Origin of the sequence: Pseudobutyrivibrio sp. (genome assembly GCF_017471675.1) — a bacterium.
Taxonomy (GTDB): Bacteria; Bacillota; Clostridia; order Lachnospirales; family Lachnospiraceae; genus Pseudobutyrivibrio.
In genome coordinates this window covers 1-25923 of sequence record NZ_JAFUSK010000040.1, presented here as the reverse complement: position 1 = coordinate 25923, position 25923 = coordinate 1, and the positions used below count along the sequence as shown (strand labels likewise).

At 35.2% G+C, this 25923-nt stretch carries 26 protein-coding genes; 25 read left to right on the top strand and 1 reads right to left on the bottom strand.

All coding sequences use genetic code 11. The annotated features are described in order from the left end of the window. The first annotated feature begins 46 nt into the window (after positions 1-46). From IJ535_RS07170 to IJ535_RS07075, 20 genes are all read left to right on the top strand, one after another. The gene (locus IJ535_RS07170) at positions 47-1201 is read left to right on the top strand and encodes a glycosyltransferase family 4 protein (protein WP_294300621.1); all 1155 of its coding nucleotides are present in this window, start codon (positions 47-49) and stop codon (positions 1199-1201) included. Next, positions 1186-2109, top strand: coding sequence for a glycosyltransferase family 2 protein (locus IJ535_RS07165; RefSeq protein WP_294300619.1), 924 nt, complete (start codon positions 1186-1188; stop codon positions 2107-2109). The genes IJ535_RS07170 and IJ535_RS07165 overlap by 16 nt, the downstream gene beginning before the upstream one ends. After that, positions 2003-3349, top strand: a complete 1347-nt coding sequence (locus IJ535_RS07160) for a hypothetical protein (RefSeq protein WP_294300616.1) — start codon at positions 2003-2005, stop codon at positions 3347-3349. The genes IJ535_RS07165 and IJ535_RS07160 overlap by 107 nt, the downstream gene beginning before the upstream one ends. After that, the gene (locus IJ535_RS14140) at positions 3324-5024 is read left to right on the top strand and encodes an ATP-binding cassette domain-containing protein (RefSeq protein ID WP_330619531.1); all 1701 of its coding nucleotides are present in this window, start codon (positions 3324-3326) and stop codon (positions 5022-5024) included. Before IJ535_RS07160 ends, IJ535_RS14140 begins: the two co-directional genes overlap by 26 nt. Before the next feature lie 4 nt (positions 5025-5028). Next, positions 5029-5790 carry an ABC transporter permease gene (locus IJ535_RS07150; protein ID WP_294300614.1) on the top strand — a complete coding sequence of 254 codons (762 nt, stop codon included), beginning with the start codon at positions 5029-5031 and terminating at the stop codon, positions 5788-5790. A 96-nt stretch (positions 5791-5886) separates the two neighbouring features. Next, entirely contained in the window at positions 5887-6336 is a 450-nt protein-coding gene (locus IJ535_RS07145) for a DUF4869 domain-containing protein (protein ID WP_294300612.1), read from the top strand. Positions 6337-6344: 8 nt separating this feature from the next. Beyond that, a complete protein-coding gene (locus tag IJ535_RS07140; RefSeq protein WP_294300609.1) occupies positions 6345-7307 on the top strand; it encodes an ATP-binding protein in 963 nt (320 codons plus the stop codon). A gap of 224 nt (positions 7308-7531) precedes the next feature. Next, positions 7532-7687, top strand: a complete 156-nt coding sequence (locus IJ535_RS07135) for a hypothetical protein (RefSeq protein ID WP_294300606.1) — start codon at positions 7532-7534, stop codon at positions 7685-7687. 301 nt (positions 7688-7988) lie between these two features. Beyond that, positions 7989-9005 carry a glycosyltransferase gene (locus IJ535_RS07130; RefSeq protein ID WP_294300604.1) on the top strand — a complete coding sequence of 339 codons (1017 nt, stop codon included), beginning with the start codon at positions 7989-7991 and terminating at the stop codon, positions 9003-9005. 9 nt (positions 9006-9014) lie between these two features. Further along, a complete protein-coding gene (locus tag IJ535_RS07125) occupies positions 9015-11651 on the top strand; it encodes a glycosyltransferase (RefSeq protein ID WP_294300601.1) in 2637 nt (878 codons plus the stop codon). A 78-nt stretch (positions 11652-11729) separates the two neighbouring features. Then, the gene (locus IJ535_RS07120; RefSeq protein WP_294300599.1) at positions 11730-12098 is read left to right on the top strand and encodes a nucleotidyltransferase domain-containing protein; all 369 of its coding nucleotides are present in this window, start codon (positions 11730-11732) and stop codon (positions 12096-12098) included. A 198-nt stretch (positions 12099-12296) separates the two neighbouring features. Next, on the top strand, positions 12297-14024 hold the full coding sequence (locus IJ535_RS07115) for a hypothetical protein (protein ID WP_294300596.1): 1728 nt from the start codon (positions 12297-12299) through the stop codon (positions 14022-14024). Between the two features lie 149 nt (positions 14025-14173). Continuing rightward, positions 14174-14416 carry a hypothetical protein gene (locus IJ535_RS07110; protein ID WP_294300593.1) on the top strand — a complete coding sequence of 81 codons (243 nt, stop codon included), beginning with the start codon at positions 14174-14176 and terminating at the stop codon, positions 14414-14416. Continuing rightward, positions 14413-14727, top strand: coding sequence for a type II toxin-antitoxin system RelE/ParE family toxin (locus IJ535_RS07105; protein WP_294294116.1), 315 nt, complete (start codon positions 14413-14415; stop codon positions 14725-14727). Before IJ535_RS07110 ends, IJ535_RS07105 begins: the two co-directional genes overlap by 4 nt. Before the next feature lie 113 nt (positions 14728-14840). Then, the gene (cysC, locus tag IJ535_RS07100; RefSeq protein ID WP_294294113.1) at positions 14841-15368 is read left to right on the top strand and encodes an adenylyl-sulfate kinase; all 528 of its coding nucleotides are present in this window, start codon (positions 14841-14843) and stop codon (positions 15366-15368) included. Between the two features lie 14 nt (positions 15369-15382). Further along, positions 15383-16303, top strand: coding sequence for a phosphotransferase (locus IJ535_RS07095; protein WP_294300588.1), 921 nt, complete (start codon positions 15383-15385; stop codon positions 16301-16303). Between the two features lie 3 nt (positions 16304-16306). Beyond that, a complete protein-coding gene (locus tag IJ535_RS07090) occupies positions 16307-17038 on the top strand; it encodes a phosphocholine cytidylyltransferase family protein (RefSeq protein ID WP_294294107.1) in 732 nt (243 codons plus the stop codon). Continuing rightward, entirely contained in the window at positions 17035-17742 is a 708-nt protein-coding gene (locus IJ535_RS07085) for an IspD/TarI family cytidylyltransferase (RefSeq protein WP_294300585.1), read from the top strand. The genes IJ535_RS07090 and IJ535_RS07085 overlap by 4 nt, the downstream gene beginning before the upstream one ends. Before the next feature lie 12 nt (positions 17743-17754). Further along, positions 17755-18531 carry an ABC transporter permease gene (locus tag IJ535_RS07080; protein WP_294300583.1) on the top strand — a complete coding sequence of 259 codons (777 nt, stop codon included), beginning with the start codon at positions 17755-17757 and terminating at the stop codon, positions 18529-18531. Between the two features lie 11 nt (positions 18532-18542). Next, positions 18543-19304, top strand: a complete 762-nt coding sequence (locus IJ535_RS07075; protein WP_294300579.1) for a hypothetical protein — start codon at positions 18543-18545, stop codon at positions 19302-19304. Between the two features lie 55 nt (positions 19305-19359). Here the strand turns inward: IJ535_RS07075 and IJ535_RS07070 are convergent, their stop codons facing one another. Beyond that, on the bottom strand, positions 19360-19683 hold the full coding sequence (locus IJ535_RS07070) for a hypothetical protein (protein ID WP_294300575.1): 324 nt from the start codon (positions 19681-19683) through the stop codon (positions 19360-19362). An 88-nt stretch (positions 19684-19771) separates the two neighbouring features. Here IJ535_RS07070 and IJ535_RS07065 point away from each other — a divergent pair, with 88 nt between their 5' ends. The 5 genes from IJ535_RS07065 to IJ535_RS07045 all read left to right on the top strand — a co-directional run. Next, positions 19772-21775, top strand: a complete 2004-nt coding sequence (locus IJ535_RS07065) for an HAD family hydrolase (protein ID WP_294300572.1) — start codon at positions 19772-19774, stop codon at positions 21773-21775. A gap of 102 nt (positions 21776-21877) precedes the next feature. After that, a complete protein-coding gene (locus IJ535_RS07060; RefSeq protein WP_294300570.1) occupies positions 21878-22591 on the top strand; it encodes a class B sortase in 714 nt (237 codons plus the stop codon). A gap of 481 nt (positions 22592-23072) precedes the next feature. Beyond that, entirely contained in the window at positions 23073-24275 is a 1203-nt protein-coding gene (locus IJ535_RS07055; protein ID WP_294300567.1) for an acetyl-CoA C-acetyltransferase, read from the top strand. Between the two features lie 326 nt (positions 24276-24601). Beyond that, a complete protein-coding gene (locus IJ535_RS07050) occupies positions 24602-25474 on the top strand; it encodes a 3-hydroxyacyl-CoA dehydrogenase family protein (RefSeq protein WP_294294084.1) in 873 nt (290 codons plus the stop codon). 192 nt (positions 25475-25666) lie between these two features. Further along, on the top strand, positions 25667-25923 hold a 257-nt coding region (locus tag IJ535_RS07045), incomplete at its 3' end, for an acyl-CoA dehydrogenase family protein (RefSeq protein ID WP_294300564.1).

Genomic DNA, 25923 nt, shown 5'->3' with positions numbered 1-25923 from the left:
GGACTACAGGGGATGCCAAGTGCATTCCCTGATATTTGAGGATGAGATGAAGAAAATACTATTTTTAACTACAATCAGTGGATTCTTACCTCAGTTTGAAAGCAATGATGTGAAGCTTTTGAAGGAGATGGGATGCGAGATACATTATGCATCTAACTTTAGAAATCCCATTTATACATTTGATGAAGAAAAATTAATTAAACAAGGGATAATATTTCATCAGATTGATATTGAAAAAAGTCCTGCCAGTACCAAGAACTTCGGTGCTATTAAGCAGGTTATAGATATAATTGATAATTACGAGATAGATATTGTACATTGCCATAACCCTATGGGAGGCGTTGTGGCTAGAGTGGCTGCAAAGCTTTGCGCTAGAAAGCCATATGTGATATACACTGCCCATGGATTCCATTTTTATAATGGAGCGCCAATAAGGAATTGGGTTTTATATTACACAGTAGAAAAATTCTTGGCAAGATGGACAGACCAGATTATTACAATCAATTGCGAAGACTATGAGCGTGCTAAGACTTTTAAATTAAAGGATGGGGGAAAAGTCGCTCAGATTCATAGTGTGGGAGTGGATGAAAAACGTTTTTGCCTGCGAGAGAAAAATCTGGCTCTTCGTAGGAGCTTTGGCATTCCTGATGATGCATTCGTTATTGTAACAGCTGCAGAATTAAACAAGAATAAAAATCAAAAAATAGTTATTGATGCCTTGGCTTATCTTAAGAATAAGAAAGGCTTTGATATAAGCAAGGTATATTACCTCATATGTGGTAAAGGACCTAATTTGTCAGTGTTGGAAAGGCAGATATCTGAATACAACTTCAAGTCCCAAGTTAAACTGTTAGGTTTCAGGACCGATATGCCTGAAATTTTAAGTATTGCAGATGTCTTTGCCTTCCCTTCACATAGAGAAGGTTTGGGAATTGCTGCAGTTGAGGCACTACTTTGTGGAGTTCCTCTTATCGTGGCAGATAACAGGGGAACAAGGGAGTACGCAATTGATACTGTAAATTCTATTGTGTGTCGACCGGATTCTGTAAAGGATTTCGCAAACGCTATAGAAACACTTATGGTTGACAAGAACTATAGAGATAGATTGTCAAAAATATGTAGGCGGTCTGGAATGATATTTACAGTGCATGAAGTTGAGAAAACTATGAAGAAGGTATATGGGGCATGGATAAACCGCTAGTTTCCGTTATTATGGGTGTTTACAATCAATGGGATGAGAAGATTTTAAGAGAGGCAGTATCTTCCATTCTAAATCAGTCTTACGACAATTTAGAATTTATTATATGGGACGATGGCTCATGTGATGAAGCAGCAAAAATTGTACAGGGGTTGAAAGAACTAGACGAGAGAATTGTAGTAATGCGTCGTTTAGAAAATAAAGGTCTAGCCTTTTCTTTAAATGAATGTATATTACATGCAAAGGGAAAATATATTGCTAGGATGGATGCTGATGACGTTTCTCTGCGAACAAGACTTGAAAAGCAAGTTGATTTCTTGGAGGAACATGCTGAGTATGCGTGGTGTGGATGTAATACAGAGCTATTTGATGAAAATGGTGTTTGGGGAGAGCGACCATATCCAGAAATTCCACAGATGATGGATTACTACAGATTTTCACCTTATGCACACCCATCGGTAATGTTTAGAGCGGAGATATTTGATGAAGGAAGAGGATACCTTGCTACTGAGGAAACCCTTAGATGCGAAGACTATGAAATCTTTATGCACCTAATTCAAAGAGGATTAAAAGGATACAATCTGCAAGAAACATTATTTAGATATAGAGAAACTAAAGAATCTTATAGAAAGAGAAAGACAAAATATCGTATAAACGAAGCGAAAACAAGATATAGAAATTATAAACAGATGGGTAAGCTGTTTCCAATTGGGTGGGTGTTTGTACTTAGACCTATAGTTGCATGTCTGGTTCCACCAGTATTATTAGAGTTTATTAAGCGTTCGGAGGGAATAAAGCGTAAGGATGATTCCAGAAGAGAGGCTGCATCAGTACAACTCAATATTGAAAGCGAGTCCGAATCACTCAGAAGCTTTGAGACTTTCGCTGGAACAGTTAGGCAAACAAGCTGATTATTATGATAAAAGCTTCTTGCATGTATATGCTCCTGTTATGACTGAATATGTTAGTTGGGTGTTAAAGAGGGCAAAAGCTGATGGTATAAATAGGTTGTATTTCTTAGCTAGGGATGGTTGGCTTATGTACGAATTGGCTAAGAAATTGATGCCAAAACTTGGAATAGTTATCGATTTAAGGTACATACATGTGTCTAGGTATGTTTTAAGAAATGCAGAATATCATTTTATTGGCAGGAAATGCATAGATTCAATATGTGTAGGTGGTATAGATATTACATTTGAAAAGCTGATGAAGCGTTGTGCTTTATCTGATGAAGAAATATTAGAGGTTGCAAAAGAACTTAGATTTGAAGATAGACTAAAAGAATGCTTATCTTATGCGCAAATTCAGGAGTTGAAGGCGCGGATAGATGCTTTTGGTATTTCTTTTTTTGAAATGGTTCAGGAGCACTCTGAATATTTTTATAAAAGTATTACTGATTATTTTGAGTATGTTGGACTCACAGAAAATATCGTATATGCGATAGTAGATAGTGGATGGCTTGGAACAACAGCAGTCAGCATGGGAAATATTCTAAGTCATATGTTAAAAAGAACTGTAAAAGTGAATGGATACTATTTTGGTATATATGATATCCCTAAAAACGCTGATGGTAAATGCTTCAAATCCTACTATTTACATCCGAATAAAGATATTTCAAGAAAGGTTAGATTTTCCATTTGCTTATTTGAAACCTTATTTTCATCGCCAGAGGGAATGACGATGGGATATGAAAATAAAAATTCTGTTATAAAACCTATTTGCAGCGGTGCTGGTAATCCGAATGAAAAGCTGCTTAGACGTAATAAAGAATTATTAATGTTATATGAAGGATATTTAAAGGCAGGGGATTTGAGTATTGGAATAGTAACAAAGCTCCTGTCTTTATTTATGGGAAGTCCAACGAAGATGGAGGCTAAGTTGTTTGGCTCATTACAGTTCTGTGATGATGTATTGGAACTTCAGATGCAAAATGTTGCTGCCAATTGGGATATGGATGAGCTAAAAAAGCAGGGCTTCTTACGAAAAGTTACTATTAAGTTTTTCAATAGTAAAGAAAAGCTTCATGAAAGCGGATGGCCAGAGGGAAGCATTGTTAAACTTTTAGGGAATAGTGTTAAATGCAGATGGGCATTATTTAATGAACGTCTATATAAAAGAGGGATGTATGTTAGAAAAGCTATTAAAGTATAAAATCTATTTAATATCTGCGGTGGCATTGGTATCTGTTGTGACTGTAGGTCTAGTGGTAAATAAAATTACAGTTAAGGCGGATGATGCTTCCATTCATTTTGGCTCTACATCATATAGCTCCAATGAGGGTGAGTCTTTTCCAGTGGGTGTATATATTAATACAGAAAGTGGCACTGGTTCTTATGCTGTAACTATAAAATATGATCCAAGCAAAATGGAATATTTAGGTGGTGCAGATGGAGCCGACACTGCCGGAGGATATCTGGCCTTTGTTGGAGAAAGTGGTGGTCCTGAGATTAAATACATGGTTAATTTTAGACCAAAAACAAATGCGGGAGATACGGCAGTTAGCTTTGCTTCGGCTGAGATATACAACGATTCGGGCGCTGCATTTAATATTTCTGCATCTAATCCTGCGCCTATTACTGTTGCTGCGCCTGCAGATGAAGAAGAACAGGAAGAAACGGTAACTGAAGAAGAGGCGGATGTAGCTGCAGAAGAAACACAGGCTGAGACTATACAAGAAGAGCAAACTCAGGAAGAGCCATTAGTTGCCGAGGAAGAGCAGGTACAACCTGTTAAAGATGCGCAGCAGGAAGAAATAATATCTGAGGCTGTAGAAGATACGGCACAATCATATGAGGAGGAGAAAGTAAAGTCTATTATGTATCACCCTTATTTTGTAATAGGTGTGGTATTTATTGGGATTATCGTATTTACACAGATTGTTGTGGCTCTTATAAAAAGATTCTTTGGAGATAAATTATCTAATCAATCTGGAGTAAAAGAAAAAAGCAGGCTCAAAAAGAAAAGAGGAATAGCTTCACAACATACAGTTTCTAAGTTGGATGTTATGGATTTGGAAGACGATGGCTCTGTTATAACGGTAGAGGATATATATAATTCAGATGATAATAATGAAAATTACGAGCCAGTGATTTCTGTAGATGATGTTACTATGGAATTTCATATAGCAAGCTCTCAGGCCTCTGGGCTTAAGGATTATATAATCCAGTTTTTGAAGCGACAGATAAGTTACCGTAAGCTGTTTGCTCTATATCACGTAAGCTTTGATGTTTATCGTGGAGAGATTGTAGGAATTATTGGGACAAATGGTTCCGGTAAATCTACATTGTTAAAAATAGTTTCAGGAGCTTTGCGCCCAACAGAAGGCAAGGTCACTGTAGATAGGAAAAAGGTTCAACTTCTAACTCTTGGAACAGGGTTTGACATGGAACTTACTGGCAAGGAAAATGTTTATTTAAATGGTGCTATTATAGGCTACAGTAAGCAGTTTTTGGATGAGCATTACGATGAGATTGTTGCTTTTGCTGAACTTGAGGATTTCATGGATGAAAAGGTTAAAAACTATTCCAGTGGTATGGTAAGCCGACTGGGTTTTGCTATAGCTACAGCTGGTGATGCTGCTGAGATACTTATTCTGGATGAAGTGCTTTCAGTAGGTGATGAATTTTTTAGAAAGAAAAGCCTTGCTAGGGTTAAGGAGTTGATTCATAGCGGTAGCACTGTGCTTATTGTTAGTCATAGCATGGAGACTATTATAAGCAATTGTAGCAAGTGTGTGTGGATAGAAAAAGGTGAACTTAAGATGGTGGATGAACCTAAAAAGGTTTGCGACGCTTACAGAAAAATGAAAGAGGGAGAAGCCAGCTAGGATTATGAACTATGGTATAAGACAATATATATTTGTAATCCGTCAGTTAACAGCTAGAGAGATTACTAGAAAATATGCAAGATCATTCCTTGGTATCATATGGTCTGTACTAAATCCGTTGTTATTTATGATTGTAATGAGCATAGTGTTTAGCGGATTTTCCACAAATAGGACTATGTATCCAGTGTATTATGTTACAGGGTTTACACTGTGGTCAATGTTCAATACGGCAACCACTACTAGTATGACGGCATTCGAAGATAACAAAAATCTATTTCAAAAGACCAAACTCCCTAGAGAGATTTTTGTATTGTCCAGAGATTACACAGCGTTAGTTAATCTTGGATTTTCATGTATAGCATTACTTATTGTGCTTGCGGTGTTTAGGGTTAGATTGAATTGGACAGTTATTATATTTGTGGTGGATGTATTTTTTGAAATGCTATTTTCGATTGGCGTTTCGTTTATACTAGCTACAATTTATGTATTTTATAAAGATATAAAGTTCCTATGGAGAAACTTCATAGTTCTTTTGGTGCACATGGTGGCAGTGTACATTCCAATAGAAAGATATCCAGAAAGCTTGCACGAAATTACCAGGTTAAATCCTTTGTATTTTTACCCTAATATAGCAAGACGTTGCGTGCTTGAAGGCAGTGTAGATGTGCAGGAACTGAAGCTTATGGTCATTTGGGGAGTAGGAATGTTTTTGGTAGGATTATTGGTTTTTAAGTATAAGGAAAATGATATAGTGAAAAAACTGTAAGCCTTCTCATTGTGAGAAGGTTTTTTTTAACAATAGCATAAAATTAATTGAAACTATGTTATTATATTTAAAAAGAAAAAATACAAGGGGATTAATATGCTCAATATTATATATGGTGAAATAGAAGAACAAAACTACATATTTGACCCAGATACCTTTTTTAATAATACTTATGAAGATGAGTGGATAACAGACAAGCTTTCTATTAAGATGATCAAAGATGTTGATAAGTCAGAGGTTATAGGACCTCATCTTATAGAGAGTCCAGTACTTGGGCCTATTTCCCAAAAGGAATTATCAGGTGGAGTGAAAACTCTTATATTGATTAATAACGATTTGAATCATATTTTCAATGCTTCTGCATGTGGCGATAATTGTGCCAAATGGCTTTTAGAAATAGGAAAAGTTAAGGATGTTACTATCAGGCTTGGGTATTTTATGGATTTTGGAGATGGAGACTTTGAAATTATAGTAAAAAATACAGGTAAGCTAGTTAGAAACAGGTCTGAACTAGATGCTGAAATAATTGATAATAATCTAATCTAGGAGAGAATATGAGAGGAAAATATTCTATAGAAATATACAACAACAAACTTCATTATCAATTTGAGGTGAAAAGAAATATTACTATAATACAAGGTAACAGTGCAACGGGAAAAACAACGCTGATTAATATGATTGCTGATTATTCCAGGCTTGGTAATAGCTCGGGAATAGTGCTTAATTGTGATAGAAAATGTTATGTGCTCCCGAATGAAAGATGGCAGGATTTTATCATTAATACTAAAGATAGCATTATTTTTGTTGAAGAGAACATGCCATTTATTAAGACAGAAGAATTTGCAAAATGCTTACATCACTCAGATAATTATTATGTAATCGTTTATAGAGATAGCCTTCCACAGTTGGCGTATAGTATTAATGAAATATATGAGATTCGTGAAGATAGAGAAAGTCAAAAATATATCAAGCCTAATCTAGTGTATCAATCAATATATAATATTTATAATTTAGATACGCCTACTAATGTCACACCTGATGTGGTTATCACAGAGGATACAAATTCTGGATATGAATTTTTTGATGAACTCTTTCAATGTGCTTGTGTGTCTAGTAGTGGAAAGACAAAAATGCATAATCAGATGAAAAGATATGCAAATGAGGGAAAGACAGTGCTGGGGATTGTTGATGGGGCGGCTTTTGGTGCAGATATGCAGAAGATGATGAGAACAATTTCTGAATATAAGAATAATTGCATTATTTATGCTCCAGAATCATTTGAGTACTTATTACTAAAGTCCAACATATTCAATGTCCCTAATGGAATATTGGAAGAAACATATGATTATGCAGAAAGCAAAATATATGATAGCTGGGAACAATTTTTTACCGAGCAATTACGTAGCATTTCACTTGATGCAGGACACAATTATTCAAAACGGCATTTAGATAGATTCTTTTTATCAAATAGGTGTATAACTAAGGTTAAGAAATTAATGGAATTTGTTAATTGTTGAAGTTGATTCTATAGGCTCTAGCACGACTTTTGTGCTAGAGCTTCTTTTATATTCAGAAACAAGTAGTAATAACTCTGAATGCAGAGCATTATTGTAATACTAAAGGTTTGCTAAAAATAAGGTTGGATACTAAAGGTTGACGGGGATAAGACTTGCTAAGAAAACAAAAGGTTACGCATTTGCTTATCAATTATTAGGTTATTGGTATTTTGAAAAGTATGTCAATGGAAAAGATGAAATCAACTACATTTAATACCTACAAAGAAAGATTGGTAGGGAAAGGAATCATAGCAACATCAAACAATCACGATGGATTGTATTGGCTTACATTACCTGAGTTTGGAGATTATGTAAGACTATATCATATTGAAGATGAATAAATGAAGACAGCCCTAGGATATATTTAATCCTAGGGCTGTTTTGTAACATGTGCGAGCTATGACTGTTTTAAATAGAGAAAATAGTTGTTAAATGGTGGCTATAGCTATTGATTTATCCATCCATATTACTTAAAATATAATCAATGCAAGAGCATTATTGTATTGGGGAATAAGGTTATGGCGGAGAGAGGGTTATGTGTCTTAAAACCACATCTATTTAGATGATTCTATCTACTTATTACCAAAACTTTTAATTTAAAAAATTAATTGGAAAGCCTAAGGAAGAGTGGCAGGGGGAGTTGTGACAAAATTAAAAAATAGAGTACATTTGGCTTTAAATATTTGCACCTACAAACGTGAAGACCAACTAAAGCATAATATTTCTCAACTACTACAGTCAAAGTTTTTTGATGATTTAGAAGAAGAATATTATGGCAAGTTGGATATCTTTATTGTGGATAATGCATCTGAAATTAATATGGATTCCAATCCATTTGTTCATCTGTTTCACAATCCTAATACAGGTGGGTCAGGAGGATTTCAAAGGGGAATTGAAGAAATCCGTAAATACGATAATGAATTCACACATGTAATTTTTATGGACGATGATGTTAGTTTTGAAAATAGTTGTTTCTATATTCTGTTTGATTTCTTGAGGACAGAAGAAGAAATATACAAGAAACGTCCAGTGGCAGGGAGGATGATTGATAAAGATAATCCTACAATTCAATGGACAGCAGCTGAGAAATGGAATGGTGGAGATATACAGCATGTTGAATTCCTGCGTGACATCAGTGATGGCACATATCAACCTGGTAAGGTCAATTATGACATTGATGCTGATTATGGCGGTTGGTGGTTCTGTTGTTATCCCTATAGCTTTGTTAAAGACAATGATGTGATGCCCTTTTTCATTCACTGTGATGATGTTGAGTACGGACTACGTTGCGGCGAAGTTCCGATTATTATTGAGGGTGTTCAGGTATGGCATGAGACATGGGAGAAGAAAATGAACCCTGTGATGCTATATTACGATACTAGGAATACATTGTTTGTGAATGAGATGTATGGATATATTTCAGAACCAAAAAAATTATTGTTTAACTGGAAGACTCAGATAACATCTTATCATGTTCAAGAAGATTATTTAAATGAATATATGGTAATTATAGGAATGAGAGACTTTTTGCGTGGAATCCAGTGGCTGAGAAAATTAGATACACGTAAAAATCATGTAAAGTTAGTCTCGATGCCAATTAGTAAATATAGAACTGCCATTAGTTGGAGATTGGTAGAAAGAAAACTTCGAAGGGAATAGTGAGAAATAATGATAAACAATACACCTAAAATATCAATTATTGTACCAATATGTAATGTCGAAAAGTACCTATGTCAATGTCTGGAAAGTATTAGAAAACAGACTTTAAGGGATATAGAAGTTATTTGTATGGATGACGGTTCAACAGATGCTTCAAGTGAGATTATTGATACTTTTGTTAAGAAAGACGGCAGATTCTCTGTTGTACATAAAGAAAATTCAGGCTACGGAAATACTATGAATAGAGGCTTTGAATTGGCTAAAGGAGAATATATAGGTATTGTAGAAAGTGATGATTATATTGTACCTAAAATGTATGAGGACTTATATGCACTGACTGATGATGGAACTGTTGATGTTGTAAAGGGAAACTTTTGGGATTGCTATGATGAAAACGATGGAACTGTAACAAAAGTTGTAAATCGTGAGCGAAAAGAAATGCCAGATGTTATAGAAAAATTTTATTTATCTGAGTATCCTCAGATCCTTTGGGGGCATCCATCAATTTGGTCTGGTATATATCGAAGAGATTTCATTTTAAGTAATGGCATTAAGTTTAAAGAGGTTGAAGGCGGAGGTTGGGTCGATAATCCGTTCTTTTTTGAAACTTTATGTTTGGCAAAGAGCATTAAATGGACTAGGCGACCTTATTATTGTTACAGGAAAACAAATTCGGCATCTTCTTCAAATGAGTACAACTTGAAACTTCCTATGGAAAGGATGATTGATAATTTAGATGCCATAGATAAGTGTAATCATGCTGACGAGGAGACATTGAAATTTGCATATGCAAGAGCATTAATGTATCTTATTGGATTAACCCAGGAAAAGTCATACATACGATATAAAGATTCCGTTCGCCCCTATATGAGAAAAATGCTTAACAATCTGAAGCAGGATGTTATTATTGATGATTTTAATATATGGGATCAAAAGAATTATTTTAAATATCGGTCTCCATTATATGACCTAATTCCTTCTCAAGGGAAAGTATTAATATACAATTGGGTTCCATTTGATAATCCTGGTAGTGTTGGTGGCGGTGTAACTATTTACTGCAAAAATCTAATTCAAACTTTACTGAGAAAACGTCCAGATATTCAGATTTATTTCCTTAGTAGTGGATGGGCTTATGATGTATCGGTAAATGATACCTTTATAAGACAAACGGATAATATTTTTGGAGAAAGATTAAGAAGCTTTGAAGTTGTTAATTCTCCTATACCAGCACCAATAGATATGTGTTTTATGAATCCGGAAATAACATTTAGTAATGATAAATTGCGAAAAGTTATAGATAGTTTTATGGAGGAGAATGGGCCTTTCCTGGCGGTACATTTTAATAATATTGAAGGCTTGTCGTTAGATGTGTTCGATTTAAAGAAAAAATATAGTCAGACAAAATTTATTTATTCAATTCATAATTATATTCCTTTTTGCATGACTGGATTTTACTTTGATAGAAAAGAGAAACGTATCTGCGATGCAAAAAAAGATTCAGTGAGATGTGATAAATGTATAGATAGAAATACATTTAAAAATATAGAAGTAGAGATTATAAAACGTGGTCAGTATCCAGTGCAGGATGCCTATAAATATGATGAATATGGGTGGCTTGATGCATTAGGATTGGGAGATATTAATACTAAAAGACCAGCTACAACTTTTACAGAGTTTACAGTCAGGGCAACGGAGGCTATAAATGAAAACTTTGATTATGTTTTAGCGGTTTCAAAGAGGGTAAAAGACATTGCTATTGAGAATGGAATAGATAATAACATCTTGAGTATTGATTACATTGGTACAAAGATAGCGGGGTATCAAATCGGAAAATCATCTAATCCTGTTAGAGATTATTTCACTATAGTCTATCTTGGTTCAGATTTGGGCTATGTAGAAAAGGGATATCCTTTCCTATTAAATGCATTGTCGCGGTTGGAAACTGACTATGCTAAGAGGATAAATCTTATTCTAACCACCACAACAAATGGTAAGGATAAGTCTATAGAAAGTAAACTAGACGCATTTAATGACATAAAGATAGTACATGGATATCGGCATTCTGATTTACCTAGTATTTTACGGAATGCAAATTTGGGAATTATACCAGTATTGTGGGAAGATAATTTGCCGCAGGTAGCGATAGAAATGGTAGCTAACGGAATTCCAATCCTATGTAGTGATGCTGGGGGAGCAAGTGAACTTTGTGATTCGGAAATTTTTAGATTTGAAAATGGTAATGAAGCACAGTTCATCGAAAAATTAAAGAGAATAATAGATTCCCCTTCACTGCTAGATACATATTGGAAAAATCATACAGGACTTACAACGATGGATCAGCATATAGCATCATTATCAAAGTATTATGGCTTGCCAGAGGAAGTAGGGGGAAGCTTGTCACTTAAGGATTATGAGGATTTACTCGAAGAAAATGAATTTTTATATAGTCATTTTTCGGGAGAAGAAAGATATGTAACCTCGGAGGAAATGGAAAATTTAAAAAGAGAAATTTCAATTTTGAGAAGTGAAAGAGATGATGCACGATGGCGGTTAGCTGAAACTTGGAAGTCGAAGTCATTTAAGATAGGAAGAGCAGTAACAAGTATTCCTAGAAGTCTTAGAAAAATGATTATGAGACAAAAGTAGTTATACCATTTGAACATTGAAAATTTCATACTTTACATGGTATTTTTAAGATGTTACCATGAACATAGGAGGTGCATTATGTGTAAAGTTATTAAAATGCAAGCGCGTGGTAAATCTTTTAAAGTAGCAGATATCAAGCAGGAATGTGTTGAAAATATCATTGATGCAGCTTCAACATGTGATTCGATTGATAAGATTATTTTGTTTGGTTCTAGTATAACAAATAAATGTAAAAAGGATTCTGATGTGGATATAGCTGTTTATGGCTCTAAGCCAAAGGCAAAGTGCTTATCTTCAAAAACATATAGAGAATTCACTAGGAAATTATATCAGTTTGATGATTTCTCACAAAGCTATGATATTATATATTTCCAGTCCAATAAAAAATATACAAGCAAGATAGCTGACGATATTGAAAATGGAGAATTAATTTATGCCAAAGGATAAGAATTCGCCACCTATCCTAACTCAGGTCCAGATTAAGTCAGATTTGATATATTGAATAAGTGCTACGAGATAGAGCGAGAGTGGTTCGAGAGATTGTTTGGTTAAATCTGAATATTTTGAAATGAAAATCCCAATGTAAAGTATGAGGTTGAACTTTACATTGGGATTATTTTTATTAAAAGAAAGGATAGTTAAACAATGAGTGATAGAACAAATATCAATTATGATATTGCACCTTTTTCAAAAATGAAAAGTGTCGATGAATACCTTCATACGCTGAATAACATGAAGCATAAGTACCTAATAGTTGCGGCGGTAAAGGATACGCCAGGTAACTTGATTTCAGCTACTACCATTTCATTGCTTAAAAATCTTGGATTTACAAATTTTGACAAGTCTCTATGGCATACATATATAGGAATCATAAATAAGGGGAAAGTATTAGCGGATATAGGGGCGAAAGTTCCAGAGCAAAATATAGAGACGACACTAACTATAGACGGTAATACCAAACTTTTAATATCCAGTAAGAGCTGGAAAACTGGGAATGAGTGCAAAATAGTAATTAATGATAAAGATTATGCACTGAATCTTCGAGGTGTAAACATTGTTGTTTATGATTTAGATTATAAAGTATTAATTGATTCTATAAGATATGATTTCCATGATGATGATCGAGTTGAAAGATTTGAACGAGATGGTATAGCTGTATTTGGAAAGCTCTACCGAGATAAATGTGCGTTATCTAGAATACTGCCAAAAAAAATAAAGGTAAGGGCTGTATATTGGGGTGGCAAAGGTGGATATTTTTGGAATTGTATGAAGACTCTAGCTGAGTCATTTATTGGAATGAGAGGGATAGATTTTAAAGTAATAATTTATTTTGATAATGATTTTGAATTAGAAAAAATACTTAATCGGGAAGAAATTAATTTTTGTTATAAAAACGATTGGAATGTAGAGATAGATAGGCCGCAAATTATAATATTTGCAGGAACTAATCAAATGTTTGAATATCCTAAAAATTTGATTCAATTATATAGGTTAAATTCAGTTGTTTTAGCATTTATGCCAGTATCTATCTTATTAAATGAGTATGATACAGAAAGTCATTTGCTTCGAACAGTGAGGAGACTAGAAGACTTAAAAGTAGACTGTATGATTACGGATCAGATATTGTACGACATTTGTCAAAAAAATAAGGTTGGTGAAAATTTAGTTAGAAATTTAGGTAATCCTAAATTTGATTGTATATATGAAAAAATATCATCTAACAAAGACATACCAGCGGATTGGTCTAAGATTTACGGCAAAAAAATAATTTTATGGTTGCTTGATCACGAATGGGATAAAAGTTTTAGCGTGTCATTTGATATATATGCGAAAGCAGTATTTGAATTTTTTGATAATAACGATGACATGGCTTTGATTTTTAGGCCGCATCCAGTATTTGTTAGAGATATGAAGAATTTCGGTATATGGACTGATAAAGATGTAGAGCAACTAAGAAGGTATATTTTGAGCACACCAAACATTGTATGGGATGAAAGACCTGATTATTCAGTTTCATATCAAGTTGCAGATGCAATGATGATGGAAGTTGGTAGCGGAACTACTATATCTGCGTTATGTACACGAAAACCAATCGCAATACTTTTCAAAGGTGATTATGAGGTTACTATTAATCATCCTGAAATCATAGAGGCATATTACAAGTGTTATCAGCCAAATGATATGGTAAATTACCTAAATATGATTCGCGACGCAGATGATCCTAAGTGCGATATACGTAATGCTATAGCTGATAAATATATCACTCATTTCGACGGAAAAAACGGTCAGCGTATAAAGGATTTTATTCTAACTGAATATCAGAAGAAAGTAGCAGCTCAATCAGAAAATATTGTAGTAGAACAGGAAGATTAGCTGCCTTGTGATAGCAACTTGAAAATTTCATACTTTACATTGGATTGTGCTCTTAATTTTTCAATCTTCGTGTTATAATATATTTATATTAAGAATTGTGATGAGCTTTTCTATTGATTTAGTGAAGATTATGTGCAAGGAGGTAAAGCATGAGTAATCGTGAAAAAGCAAAGGAGCTGATTGATCTTATTCCTGAAGCTAAGCTTACTTATCTAATAGGTTTTATTCAAGGGCTCACATTAGCTGATGATATATATAGTAATCCATTTAAACCAGAGACAAAAGCCGAATTCTTGGAGTCATTAGATAGAGGAATAGAACAGGCAAACATGGGGAATTATCAAGATGCACACGAAGCATTAGTTGATATTAGAAAGGAACTGTGTATATGATTAGCTACAGAGTAGTGGTAGTACCTGAGGCAAAGGAACAGTTCAAGGATTATTTAGCATATATAGTAAATCATTTAATGAATGTGGAAGCAGCACTTGCTGTTGCGGACGATTACGATGAGACTATCGCTGCTCTTGAAAACAATGCAGGCAGCATAAAGATATGTGATGAACCAGAGCTTGCAAGACGAAAGCTTAGGAAGATACATTTCAGGCGGCACAATTATATTATGCTTTACAGAATAAAGGATGATATAGTTGAAGTGGTTAAGATTTATCACACGCTTGAGGATTATGAAAATAAAATATAAAGGGATTTCTAACACCCAATGTGAAGTATGAAAAGCTTTGCATTGGGTGTTTTTTGTGAAAGGAAAAATATGAATTTGATAATTACTTTGTGTATTTTGGGAGATAATGTGTTATGAAAAAATTTTTATTATATTTTATTGGTACTAGTGGAAGCGGAAAAACTACTATTGCTTCAGCTTTGGAAAATGAACTTAATAGTCGAAATATACAGAACTATCAATTTATTGATGGTGATGATATAAGAGATAAAATGGGCGGAATCTTTGGTTATACATACGAGGAGAGGATAAAATGTGAAAAGGTTGTGTGCGTTGTTTTTGATTACCTTCTAAGTAACAATATATCTGTAATTGTTACACAAGTAGGGGCATATGAAAAACAACGCGAGATGGTGAAAGAAGTGTTTCCTTCGGGATATATAGAAGTGTATGTAAAATGTTCTTATGAGGAATGTGCTAAGCGCGACGTTAAAGGATATTACGATAAAGCGAAACGAGGAAAAATCAAAAACTTAAATGGAGCTGATGATACTTTCCAAATCCCTCAAAATAGTCATATCACAATTGATACAGAAAAAATGACAGTAAAAGAGGCGGTAGATATTATAACTGCCTATTTAGAGAAAAATGAGTTTATATAGAATGGAGGGCATTTATGTCAGATGTAATAACAACAGGTGGGGTGCTAAAAGATAAAGAACGTAATGTGATAATTGAAAACATATGTCATGTTTTTTCGTGTAAAAATGATGAAATAGAGGAGCTTTTACCTGTTCAAGCTGGTATGACCAACATAGTAATGTCATTTAGGTATAATGGTGGAAAATATATTTATAGACATCCTGGATTGGGGTCAGACGCACTTGTTGATAGAAGTAGAGAGACCATAATGCAATATGTTGTCGGTAATGCAGGGATTGACACTACACTTGTGGCTATGGATGTTGATGATGGCTGGCGCATAGGAAGATATATAGAACATTTTGACTTTGATTACCACAATTTAAATCATATGGTTAGAGCTATTATGCTATTAAGGGATTTACATTCAGTGTCCTGTAAAGTTAGATGCAATTTTGATGTTATTAAGAAAGCTGAAGGAATTAAGAAACAAATTCCTCTGGAAGAATATGGCAGGTTTGATAAATTTAATGAAATTAGAGAAAGAATATACAAATTGGATAATCTAACTAAAAATGATGGTATACGTAAATGCAATATTCATGGTGATGCAAGGGATGTGAATTTCTTAATAAATAAAGAAAACATCTATCTTATCGATTGGGAATATGGAGGATATGGTGACCCTGGATTTGATATAGGTTCGTATATATGTGGTGGGCAACACTCTCAAGATGATGTTGACCGTATTTTATTTACTTACTTTGGACATAAACCTAATGAGATTCAGAAAAAACATTTTTACGCATACATAGCAATAACAGGCTGGTTTTATTTACATTGGACAATGTTAAAAGAGTCAAAAGGACAAATGGTAGGTGAGAATAAAGAACTATGGTATCGATATGCATATGAATATTCAAAAATAGCAATAGAAATGTATGAGGAGGAATAATTTGTGACTTATATAATTCCAGCGGCTGGAAAAGGAAAATTCTTGCAATCTATTACACTTAATTACCCAAAAACTAGTTATAAATTAGATGAAAATACTTCAGTAATTCAACGATTAGTTAGAGGAATAAGAAAATATGATAAAAATGCGGAAATAGTTGTTATTGTTGGTTATATGTTTGGCAATGTAAAGAAGGAATTAGAAGATGATAATGTAATATTTGTACAAAATCCATTTTATGATGTTACAAATTCAATTTCTTCGTTATGGTTCGCACGGGAGTACCTAGAAAGAGAAAATGTTACTATTTTACACGGAGATATGGTTTTTGCTGATTCAATTATGGAGAAATATATAATCAGTGACACTGATTATCCATATGTATTTATAGATAAAACAGCAAATAAAGAAGATTCTTATAATGCGATGATAAAAGAAGATAAAATCGTAACTATGTCAAGAGGGCTGGTTAACAGCAGTGTTAAATATTGTGGCGTGATTAAATTGGATCCTGTATCAAGCAGACTCTTAAAGCGAGAAATCGATTCCATGATTCAGAATAATATGTATGATTTGTATTGGGAAGATGCAATGGTACAGATGATTATGTTTCGTAGGTTTGAGCTTTATTATAGGGATATATCTAATGACGAGTGGGCAGAGGTAAATAGTGTGGAAGATTTGATTCATGCACAAGATATACATAAAAATAGTATTGGTGGAAACGTAAGATGAATGTGGTTATGATTTTAGCAGGCGGTGTCGGCTCAAGAGTAGGTGCTGATAGACCAAAACAGTTTATTGAAATTGGTGGAAAACCGATATTAGCGTATACAATGGATATTTTTGAGCAAAATAATAGGATTGATTGCATAGAAATAGTTTGTCATCATAAATGGCTTGTTTATTGCAAAAACATGATTAGAAAATACGGTTTTTCAAAAATTAAGTGGGTAGTAGAAGGCGGGAATACTTTTCAGAAATCGGTTATTAATGGTATAAATCATTTATTACAAGAGGGAATATGTGATGATGATTTTGTATATATTCAATACGGAGCAGCACCGTTTACCAGCCAAAAAATTGTGAATTCAGTGATTGACATGACTGAAAAAAAGGGAATGGCTGTAACCGCTACTCCTTGCTATCAGCTTATAAGTAAACGAACAACAGACGATTCGTCATGTGAATACTGCAATAGAGATGAATTTATACAAATTGCTTGTCCATATGGCTTTAGATTTGAGTATTTAGTAGATATTTATAATCGAGGGCGTAAAAACGAATTATTAGATATAGTGGATCCGCATACAACCAGTTTGATGTATGCATTAGGCGACACAGTATTTTATACATATGGTGAGCAGAGTAATATTAAAATTACAACAAAAGAAGATGTGGAATTATTTGAACATTTTGTAAATGGTTTAAATGTGTGAATTAAGGCAGATATGGGAGAAGAAATAATAAAAATAAAGCAGTATTTTTTTGTGATACGGCAAGTAAGCTTTAAAGAGCAAAAAAGAAATATAGATGATACAAACCTAGGCTTTATTTGGAATGTGATAAATCCATTTTTGTATATGTTGATTCTATCAGTGTATTATCAAAATGTAATCATACATAAGATTGATAACTTCCCAATATTTGTGTTTACAGGTATCACAATGCTACATTTTTATACAAATGCCACAACAGGTGCAATGCATAGCTTGGTTAATAATAAGGGGTTCATTACAAAGACTCAATTACCGATTGAAATTTTTATTTTTCAAAAAGTCTTTGAAGCCTTTAAAGAAATGTGTTATTCGGCTATAGCTCTAATCCCAATTATGATGTATTTTCACATCAAAATTACATTCAGGGCAGTACAGCTAATACCAATATTATTGTTGACGGTGATTGTTGTAAATGGTATGGGCGAGATATTAGCAATTGCTTATGTATATTTTGCTGATATTTCATATTTGTATTCTGTGTTTATGACTATGATGTTCTTTGTATCAGGTGCGTTTATACCAATAGATCATTTGCCAGAAAGGTTACATTCGGTTTTAACTTATAATCCAATATTCCTGTCAATTTATTTGGTAAGAAATTCTTTGATTTATAATCTGCCTTCTCACTGGACCGCATGGGGTAAGCTGACGGTATGGGCGGTGTTACTGTTTGGCCTAGGAAGATTCCTAATGATTAAGAATAAAAATGGAATTGTTGGAAAAATGTAGGTGTTAATTGTATGGATGTTTTGACCTTCGATTCAGAAAATATTGAGTTTTATCAACTTCACCCTGAATACACTCCTTTCATAGGTGCAGATTTTGACACTCACCGCATCTTGCAGATAGGTGAAAGCCACTACATCAACCAGCTTTATGCACCTGACGCTGTAGATAAATACAGCCTTAAGTACTTTTGTGACAACTGGTGGACATCTCCATGTCCTGATGTAACCGATGACTATGGCCTATCATTTAACACTAGAGATGTAATCGAAAAATACATGCAAAGTAATCCTGCAGATTCTGTAGGGATATTTAACAATGTGGTTAAGTCTTTTAGTGAGGTAGTGCTAGGGCGTGAAATCAGGAGTATTTCTGCCGACGATAAACAGCTCTACAGATATTTTGCCTTCATGAATTTCTATCAGATGCCTGCAATCTACAATGCCATGAATATTTGGGAATCCATGTGCAAATCTGCAATCAAGACTGGAAGCATAGATGATGCTTATATGTCATGGAATACATTGGAAGCTAAATCAGTTAGTATTGTGGACAAAGTCATAGAAGCGCTGCATCCTAAGTGCATAGTGTTTACTAGTGTATCGGCGACTGAAGCATATAAGCATGGAAATGGAAGATATGTGGAGGATTCTAGGGTGATATATACATCGCATCCAGGGTACCCATACACTTGGTGGAAATCAATGGATAGGTACAATGGAAAAAGAGCAGTGGATATGTTTGAAGAAGGATTGAAGAAAATATACCTTACATAAAGGCAATGTTTTCTTGAAACTAAAAAGGTCCCACCAAATGGTGGAACCAAGAAAGTTACTTGTTTGTAACCTCTGCGAGCTGTCTTTTAAGGGCCGCTATTTCAGCTTCTTGCTGTGACAAGATGGCATCTTTTTGGGAAAGCTGCATATCCTTCTCAGCCAATTGTTTCTCATAAATCTCATATCTTTCACTTGGTAAAGTTATTAAAGATTTTGTCATAGAAATCACCTGCTCTCTGAAATTTTTGTAGCGACTAAATACGCGTTTTGCAGACTTATCAATAAGTTCGATATAGTCTTCATATTCGCGTTCTGTGAGACGCCCATCATCAAGCGCTTCTTTTAAGATTAATATAATGCCGTCGACAAATTCTGTCAACTCTGTTTCGGTTATAGGATAGCTATGAAATGCAGATAATTACGTATATTTAGAAAAAAACATTGACTACATCAGGGGGCTTAATAACATGAAATTAAACATCTACAATTTTTTTGTAAATAGAAAGCCAGGAATTAAAGAACGATATCATTCATACCATGATGGAACAATGGGTGTTAGGAAAATATTATCCTGGCTATATTTACTTTGGCTCAATTTTGCTTATTATATATTGCAGTTCAAATGGTTGGAAAATTATAAGCCAAGCAGTTTATATGAAAGTAAAAAGTTATCAATAGGCATCCCAGAATCCCAATTGATGAAGCTCCCATCTATTGAAGAGCTGTTAGGTGAGCTAATGAAATATGATGTGATATCATTTGATATTTTTGATACATTGATATTTAGACCATTTTCAGAGCCTACAGACTTGTTCTATATAATTGGAGAAAAATTAGGATATCTTGATTTTAAGAGAATTCGTATAGAGTGCGAAGTGGCAGCAAGAAATAAGAAGTATAAGCATTATGGTTCTTATGAAGTGAACCTAAAGGAAATATGGCAGGAAGTAGAAATCAAGACTGGTATCAATGCAGAGTACGGTTATAAAACAGAGGTAGAGACGGAACTATCATTATGCTATCCAAACCGATATATGCAACAAATATATGAAAGGCTAGTGAGTGTTGGTAAGCACATAGTAATTACGTCTGATATGTATCTACCGGTTCGAGTCATGCAGGAAATATTGGAAAAATGCAATTACTGTGGTTATGAAGATTTATACATTTCCTGTGAATATCAAGAGTCAAAATATACGGGGACGCTGTTTGCTAAGATGATTGAGGATCAAAAGAAGAATTATGGTCCGAATGTTAAGATTATTCATGTGGGAGACAATGAGAATAGCGATTATACTCAGGCTAGGAGAGCGGGAATTAATGCATATCTTTATTCCAATATTAATAGGAACTCATTGCTTTATCGCTCTTATGATATTTCTCCAATTATAGGTGGGGCTTACCGTGGTGTGATTAACAATAGATTATATTCTGGTATATCTAAACTAAATTTGAACCAAGAATATGGCTTTATTTATGGAGGATTATTTGTAGTTGGATACTGCCATTTTATACATGAGTATTGTAGGCAAAATTCTGTCGATAAACTTCTGTTTTTGTCCCGCGATGGGCAAATATTAAAGAAGGCTTATGATTTTCTATATTCAAATGAGAATACAGAATATGTGTTAATATCAAGAATTGCGGCAGCTAAATGGTCGGCTAAATATATGAAGTACGATTACATTAGGAAGCTAGTTCGTCACAAAATCGGGCAGAAAAAGTCGTTTTCTCAGATATTAAAAGAGATGGAGCTAGGAGAGCTAATATCTGAATTAGATAAGGATGATCTTTTAACATCGGACAATATCAACACATTCGAAGATTTTATAGAGAAAAATTGGGCTAAGATACTTACTATATATTCTAAGGAAACTGAATTAGCTGGTAAATATTATAGAAGAATTGTTGGGGATTCAACAAATGCAGTTGTCATAGATATAGGGTGGGCAGGTAGTGGATTTGTAGCTTTAAAGACACTATTTGAGAAGGAATGGAATATAGATTGTAGACTAACAGGTGTCGTCGCAGGTACCAATACTGTATTTAATTCTGAGCCTGATATGAGTGAGACTTTTATACTTGATAAAAGTCTGGTGTCCTATTTGTATTCATCTATGGATAACAGAGATTTATGGAAGAAACACAATCCAAATCTAGGATATAATCTGTTTTTTGAGTTGCTTACATCATCTCCAAGTCCATCTTTTAAAGGCTTTAAAGTATCTGCTACAGGAGATATTGAACCATATTATGGTAAAGCGGAACCAAATCCAGAAGGCATAAAGGACATATGGGATGGTATCATTACTTTTGTTGCAGATTACAAAAAGAGATTTAAAGATTATTCATATATGTTTAATATCAGCGGAAGAGATGCATATGCTCCTATGGCTTTAGCTGCTTCCAACAATGAGAAATATTTAAAAGATATCTACAAAAATTTTAGCCTCACAATTGGAGTTGAGTGATAATAATGAACTTTTTATGTAATTAACTGATAGATATAGCTGCCACAATAACTATGATATATAATAGTTATTACAACTATTATATTTGTTAGGAGGGCAGTTATGAGACATAAAAGAGCTATTAGTGTAATATGTGCACTATTTTTCATTGTAGGGACTTTTATATCCCCAATAGGTAGTAGCGAAGCGTCTGCTAAAACCAAGACCTTATCACTTGTCAACGCCAATAATCAGGTGGATTTTGCAGCATTACAGGAATATAATCCTGATATTTATGCGTGGATATATATTCCTAATACACAGGTGAATTATCCAATAGTTCAGAATGCTAAAGATGATTATTACCTGATGAAAAATGTTGATGGTAGTAAGGGATATCCAGGAGCTATTTATACTAATAAAATCAATACAAAAACTTTTGCTGATTTTAACACAGTAATATACGGACATAACATGAAAAATAAGTCAGCTTTTGGAAGTCTGCATAGCTTTGATAATGCTGATTTCTTTAATCAGAATCAGGATATGTACATCTATACACCAGAAGGAGTATATACTTACCAAATATATTCTACAGTTAAGTATTCAAATGCGCTGATTTTATCTGCATTTCCTTCATATACAGATGCTGGAAAGCAGAGCTTCATAAATATGTCTTTATCAGGATATGCCAAATCAAGTGTAGAGCATGTAAGGCCTGGTGTTCAGGTGACAGCAGAAGATAAACTGGTAACACTTTCAACTTGTATTAATGACAGTAGATATCGCTTTTTAGTGATTGCAAAACAAACAGGATTTGCAACCTATAATTATTAAAAGGGTGGCAATTTTTATTGTTATAGGTTTACGACGGTAGGGTTCTAGGGCGAAGGCTCTAGAACTTTTTCTGTTTAAGGCGTAAATACGGTATATCGAAATTGCGAATTTTATGCAAATTGTCACCTAAAAAGACACAATTGAGAAACTGTCCTTGATAGATTTGGTTTCCTTGCCAACGAAAAATCAAGGTTTTTTGATAATTTTTTAACGAGCGGAGTGTGTGAATTGAGCAAATTGGATGCAAAAATTCAGAAAACTTATCGATATACATAAATGCTGACAAAATCTTTAATTGAATTATACATGTGGTTGTGTTAGAATTTAGCCATCGGCGGCATTGGAAAGTCTTTTTTTTTGAGGTGGCTCGTTAAAAAATTAACAGATTTGAACTTCCTTATTTGTTAAATATGACGAAACCCCAAAAAGGGAATACAGTGTCGAAACAAAAAGTATTTCTTAGAAAAAGGAGAAAGAAAACATGGGAAAAAAAGTAGTTATTGCTAGTGCATGTAGAACAGCCATTGGTACAATGGGCGGATCACTCAGCACAATTCCTGCACCAGAGCTTGGTGCAATCGTTATTAAGGAAGCAGTTAAGAGAGCTGGAATCAAGCCAGAGGACGTAGAGCATGTATACATGGGTTGCGTTATCCAGGCAGGTTTAGGACAGAACGTTGCACGTCAGGCAGCTATCAAGGCTGGTCTTCCAAATGAGACAACAGCAGTTACTACAAACGTTGTTTGCGGTTCAGGTCTTAACTGTGTAAACCAGGCAGCTCAGATGATCATCGCTGGTGATGCTGATGTTGTTGTAGCAGGTGGTATGGAGAACATGTCTCTTGCACCATTCGCTCTTCCTAACGGACGTTATGGTTACAGAATGACATGGCCATCAAACAGCCAGGGCGCTTTAGTAGATACAATGGTTAAGGATGCTCTTTGGGATGCATACAATGATTACCACATGATTAAGACAGCTGATAACGTAGCTGAGCAGTGGAAGCTTACAAGAGAAGAGCTTGATGAGTTCGCAGTTAATTCTCAGAACAAGGCTTGCAAGGCTATCGAAGCTGGTGCATTCAAGGATGAAATCGTTCCTGTAGAAATCAAGAAGAAGAAAGAAACAGTTATTTTCGATACAGATGAAGGCCCAAGACCTGGTACAACAATGGAAGGTCTTGCTAAGCTTAAGGCTCTTTATCCAGACGGAGTTGTTACAGCTGGTAATGCTTCAGGTATCAACGATGGTGCAGCTGCACTTGTTGTTATGTCTGAGGAGAAGGCTAAGGAACTTGGTGTTAAGCCACTTGCTACATGGGTAGCTGGTGCACTTGGCGGATGCGCTCCAGAAATCATGGGTGTTGGTCCTGTTCCTGCAACAAAGAAGGCTCTTGCTAAGGCTGGTCTTACAATCGAAGATCTTGACGTTTACGAAGCAAACGAAGCATTCGCTGCTCAGTCAGTAGCAGTTGGTAAGGAGCTTGGCTTCGACCTTAACAAGCTTAATCCAAACGGTGGTGCTATCGCTCTTGGTCACCCAGTTGGAGCTTCAGGTGCTCGTATCCTTGTAACATTACTTTACGACATGATTCACAACCCAGAGTACAAGAAGGGTCTTGCTACTCTTTGCATCGGTGGCGGTATGGGTTGCGCTACTATCGTAGAAAAGTATGAAGCATAAAGCTTCATGCTTTTCGTAAATGGCAACTTATTTTGTGTGGAGCACAAAATGAGTTGTCTGCTGAAAGCAGATTAAATTGTGGCTTTCCTTGGCCACAATTTAACCCAGAGAAATACGAAGCATAAGGCTACGTTTTAGAGTTTAATTATTCTATAAATTATAAATATTAAGTGAGTGACAATTTCTCAGTCTAGGCAAGCGCGAGCAGGAGGGCACCATACCGAGTGAGGAGCTACCGCACCGGAGCGAAAGTATGGGAGATGGCCTGCGGGAGCATGTAAGAATAGAGGAATTGTCACGGACTAAATTATTCAGGAGGAATAAAAATGAAAGTAGGCGTAATTGGCGCTGGTACAATGGGCCAGGGTATTGCAAAAGCTTTTGCAATGGTTGACGGTTATGAAGTAGCACTCTGCGATATTAAGCAGGAGTGGGCAGAAGGTGGAAAGGACAAGATTGCTAAGGGTTATGCAAGACTTGTTGAGAAAGGCAAGATGGAGCAGGCTACAGTAGATGCTATCCTTGCTAAGATTACACCAGGTCTTAAGGAAGATCTTTGTGCAGATTGCGACCTCATCGTTGAGGCAGCTTTCGAGAACATGGAAGTTAAGAAGACAACATTTGCAGAGCTTGACAAGATTGCAAAGGCTGACTGCATCTTCGCTTCTAACACATCATCTCTTTCAATCACAGAGATTGGTAACGGACTTACACGTCCAATGATCGGTATGCACTTCTTCAACCCAGCTGACAGAATGAAGCTTGTTGAAGTTATCGCAGGTGTTAACACACCAGTTGAGACTGTAGAGAAGATTAAGAAGATTTCTGAGGAAATCGGTAAGACTCCTGTACAGGTTAACGAGGCTGCTGGTTTCGTAGTAAACCGTATCCTTATCCCAATGATTAACGAAGCTGCTTTCATCAAGATGGAAGGTGTTTCTGATATCGCTGGTATCGATGCTGCTATGAAGCTTGGTGCTAACCACCCAATGGGACCACTTGAGCTTGGCGATTTCATCGGTCTTGATATCTGCCTTGCAATCATGGACGTTCTTTACAACGAAACAGGTGACAGCAAGTATCGTGCTTGCCCACTTCTTCGTAAGATGGTTCGTGGTGGTAACCTTGGTGTTAAGTCTGGTAAGGGATTCTACGTATACAACGCAGACCGCACAAAGACAGCAGTAGATGCTCAGTAAATCGTAAATAAGCCATATAAGGCTTTATGTAAATTATAAGTCACATTGTTCTCAACCTTGGCAAGCGCGAGCAGGAGGGCCCCATACCGAGCGAGGAGCTACTGCACCGGAGTGAAAGTATGGGAGATGGCCTGCGGGAGCATGTAAACATAGAGTGCAATGTGACATCAATAAATTAAGGAGATTCAGATCATGGATTTTACATTAGATAAAAAGCATGAGATGGCTAGACAGTTATTCAGAGATTTCGCTCAGAATGAAGTTAAGCCAGTGGCTCAGGAAATTGACGAGACAGAACAGTTCCCACGTGAAAACGTAGAGAAGATGATGAAATACGGTTTCATGGGTATTCCAGTACCAAAGGAGTATGGCGGACAGGGATGTGATGTTCTTACATACATCATGTGCGTAGAGGAGCTTTCAAAGGTTTGCGGTACAACAGGTGTTAT

Excerpts from the sequence above, each read along its gene's own strand:
- IJ535_RS07170 (WP_294300621.1), top strand. The coding sequence starts at position 47 with ATGAAGAAAATACTATTTTTAACTACAATCAGTGGATTCTTACCTCAG.
- IJ535_RS07165 (WP_294300619.1), top strand. The coding sequence starts at position 1,186 with ATGGATAAACCGCTAGTTTCCGTTATTATGGGTGTTTACAATCAATGG.
- IJ535_RS07160 (WP_294300616.1), top strand. The coding sequence starts at position 2,003 with ATGATTCCAGAAGAGAGGCTGCATCAGTACAACTCAATATTGAAAGCG.
- IJ535_RS14140 (WP_330619531.1), top strand. The coding sequence starts at position 3,324 with ATGTTAGAAAAGCTATTAAAGTATAAAATCTATTTAATATCTGCGGTG.
- IJ535_RS07150 (WP_294300614.1), top strand. The coding sequence starts at position 5,029 with ATGAACTATGGTATAAGACAATATATATTTGTAATCCGTCAGTTAACA.
- IJ535_RS07145 (WP_294300612.1), top strand. The coding sequence starts at position 5,887 with ATGCTCAATATTATATATGGTGAAATAGAAGAACAAAACTACATATTT.
- IJ535_RS07140 (WP_294300609.1), top strand. The coding sequence starts at position 6,345 with ATGAGAGGAAAATATTCTATAGAAATATACAACAACAAACTTCATTAT.
- IJ535_RS07135 (WP_294300606.1), top strand. The coding sequence starts at position 7,532 with ATGGAAAAGATGAAATCAACTACATTTAATACCTACAAAGAAAGATTG.
- IJ535_RS07125 (WP_294300601.1), top strand. The coding sequence starts at position 9,015 with ATGATAAACAATACACCTAAAATATCAATTATTGTACCAATATGTAAT.
- IJ535_RS07120 (WP_294300599.1), top strand. The coding sequence starts at position 11,730 with ATGTGTAAAGTTATTAAAATGCAAGCGCGTGGTAAATCTTTTAAAGTA.
- IJ535_RS07115 (WP_294300596.1), top strand. The coding sequence starts at position 12,297 with ATGAGTGATAGAACAAATATCAATTATGATATTGCACCTTTTTCAAAA.
- IJ535_RS07110 (WP_294300593.1), top strand. The coding sequence starts at position 14,174 with ATGAGTAATCGTGAAAAAGCAAAGGAGCTGATTGATCTTATTCCTGAA.
- IJ535_RS07105 (WP_294294116.1), top strand. The coding sequence starts at position 14,413 with ATGATTAGCTACAGAGTAGTGGTAGTACCTGAGGCAAAGGAACAGTTC.
- cysC (WP_294294113.1), top strand. The coding sequence starts at position 14,841 with ATGAAAAAATTTTTATTATATTTTATTGGTACTAGTGGAAGCGGAAAA.
- IJ535_RS07095 (WP_294300588.1), top strand. The coding sequence starts at position 15,383 with ATGTCAGATGTAATAACAACAGGTGGGGTGCTAAAAGATAAAGAACGT.
- IJ535_RS07085 (WP_294300585.1), top strand. The coding sequence starts at position 17,035 with ATGAATGTGGTTATGATTTTAGCAGGCGGTGTCGGCTCAAGAGTAGGT.
- IJ535_RS07080 (WP_294300583.1), top strand. The coding sequence starts at position 17,755 with ATGGGAGAAGAAATAATAAAAATAAAGCAGTATTTTTTTGTGATACGG.
- IJ535_RS07075 (WP_294300579.1), top strand. The coding sequence starts at position 18,543 with ATGGATGTTTTGACCTTCGATTCAGAAAATATTGAGTTTTATCAACTT.
- IJ535_RS07065 (WP_294300572.1), top strand. The coding sequence starts at position 19,772 with ATGAAATTAAACATCTACAATTTTTTTGTAAATAGAAAGCCAGGAATT.
- IJ535_RS07060 (WP_294300570.1), top strand. The coding sequence starts at position 21,878 with ATGAGACATAAAAGAGCTATTAGTGTAATATGTGCACTATTTTTCATT.
- IJ535_RS07055 (WP_294300567.1), top strand. The coding sequence starts at position 23,073 with ATGGGAAAAAAAGTAGTTATTGCTAGTGCATGTAGAACAGCCATTGGT.
- IJ535_RS07050 (WP_294294084.1), top strand. The coding sequence starts at position 24,602 with ATGAAAGTAGGCGTAATTGGCGCTGGTACAATGGGCCAGGGTATTGCA.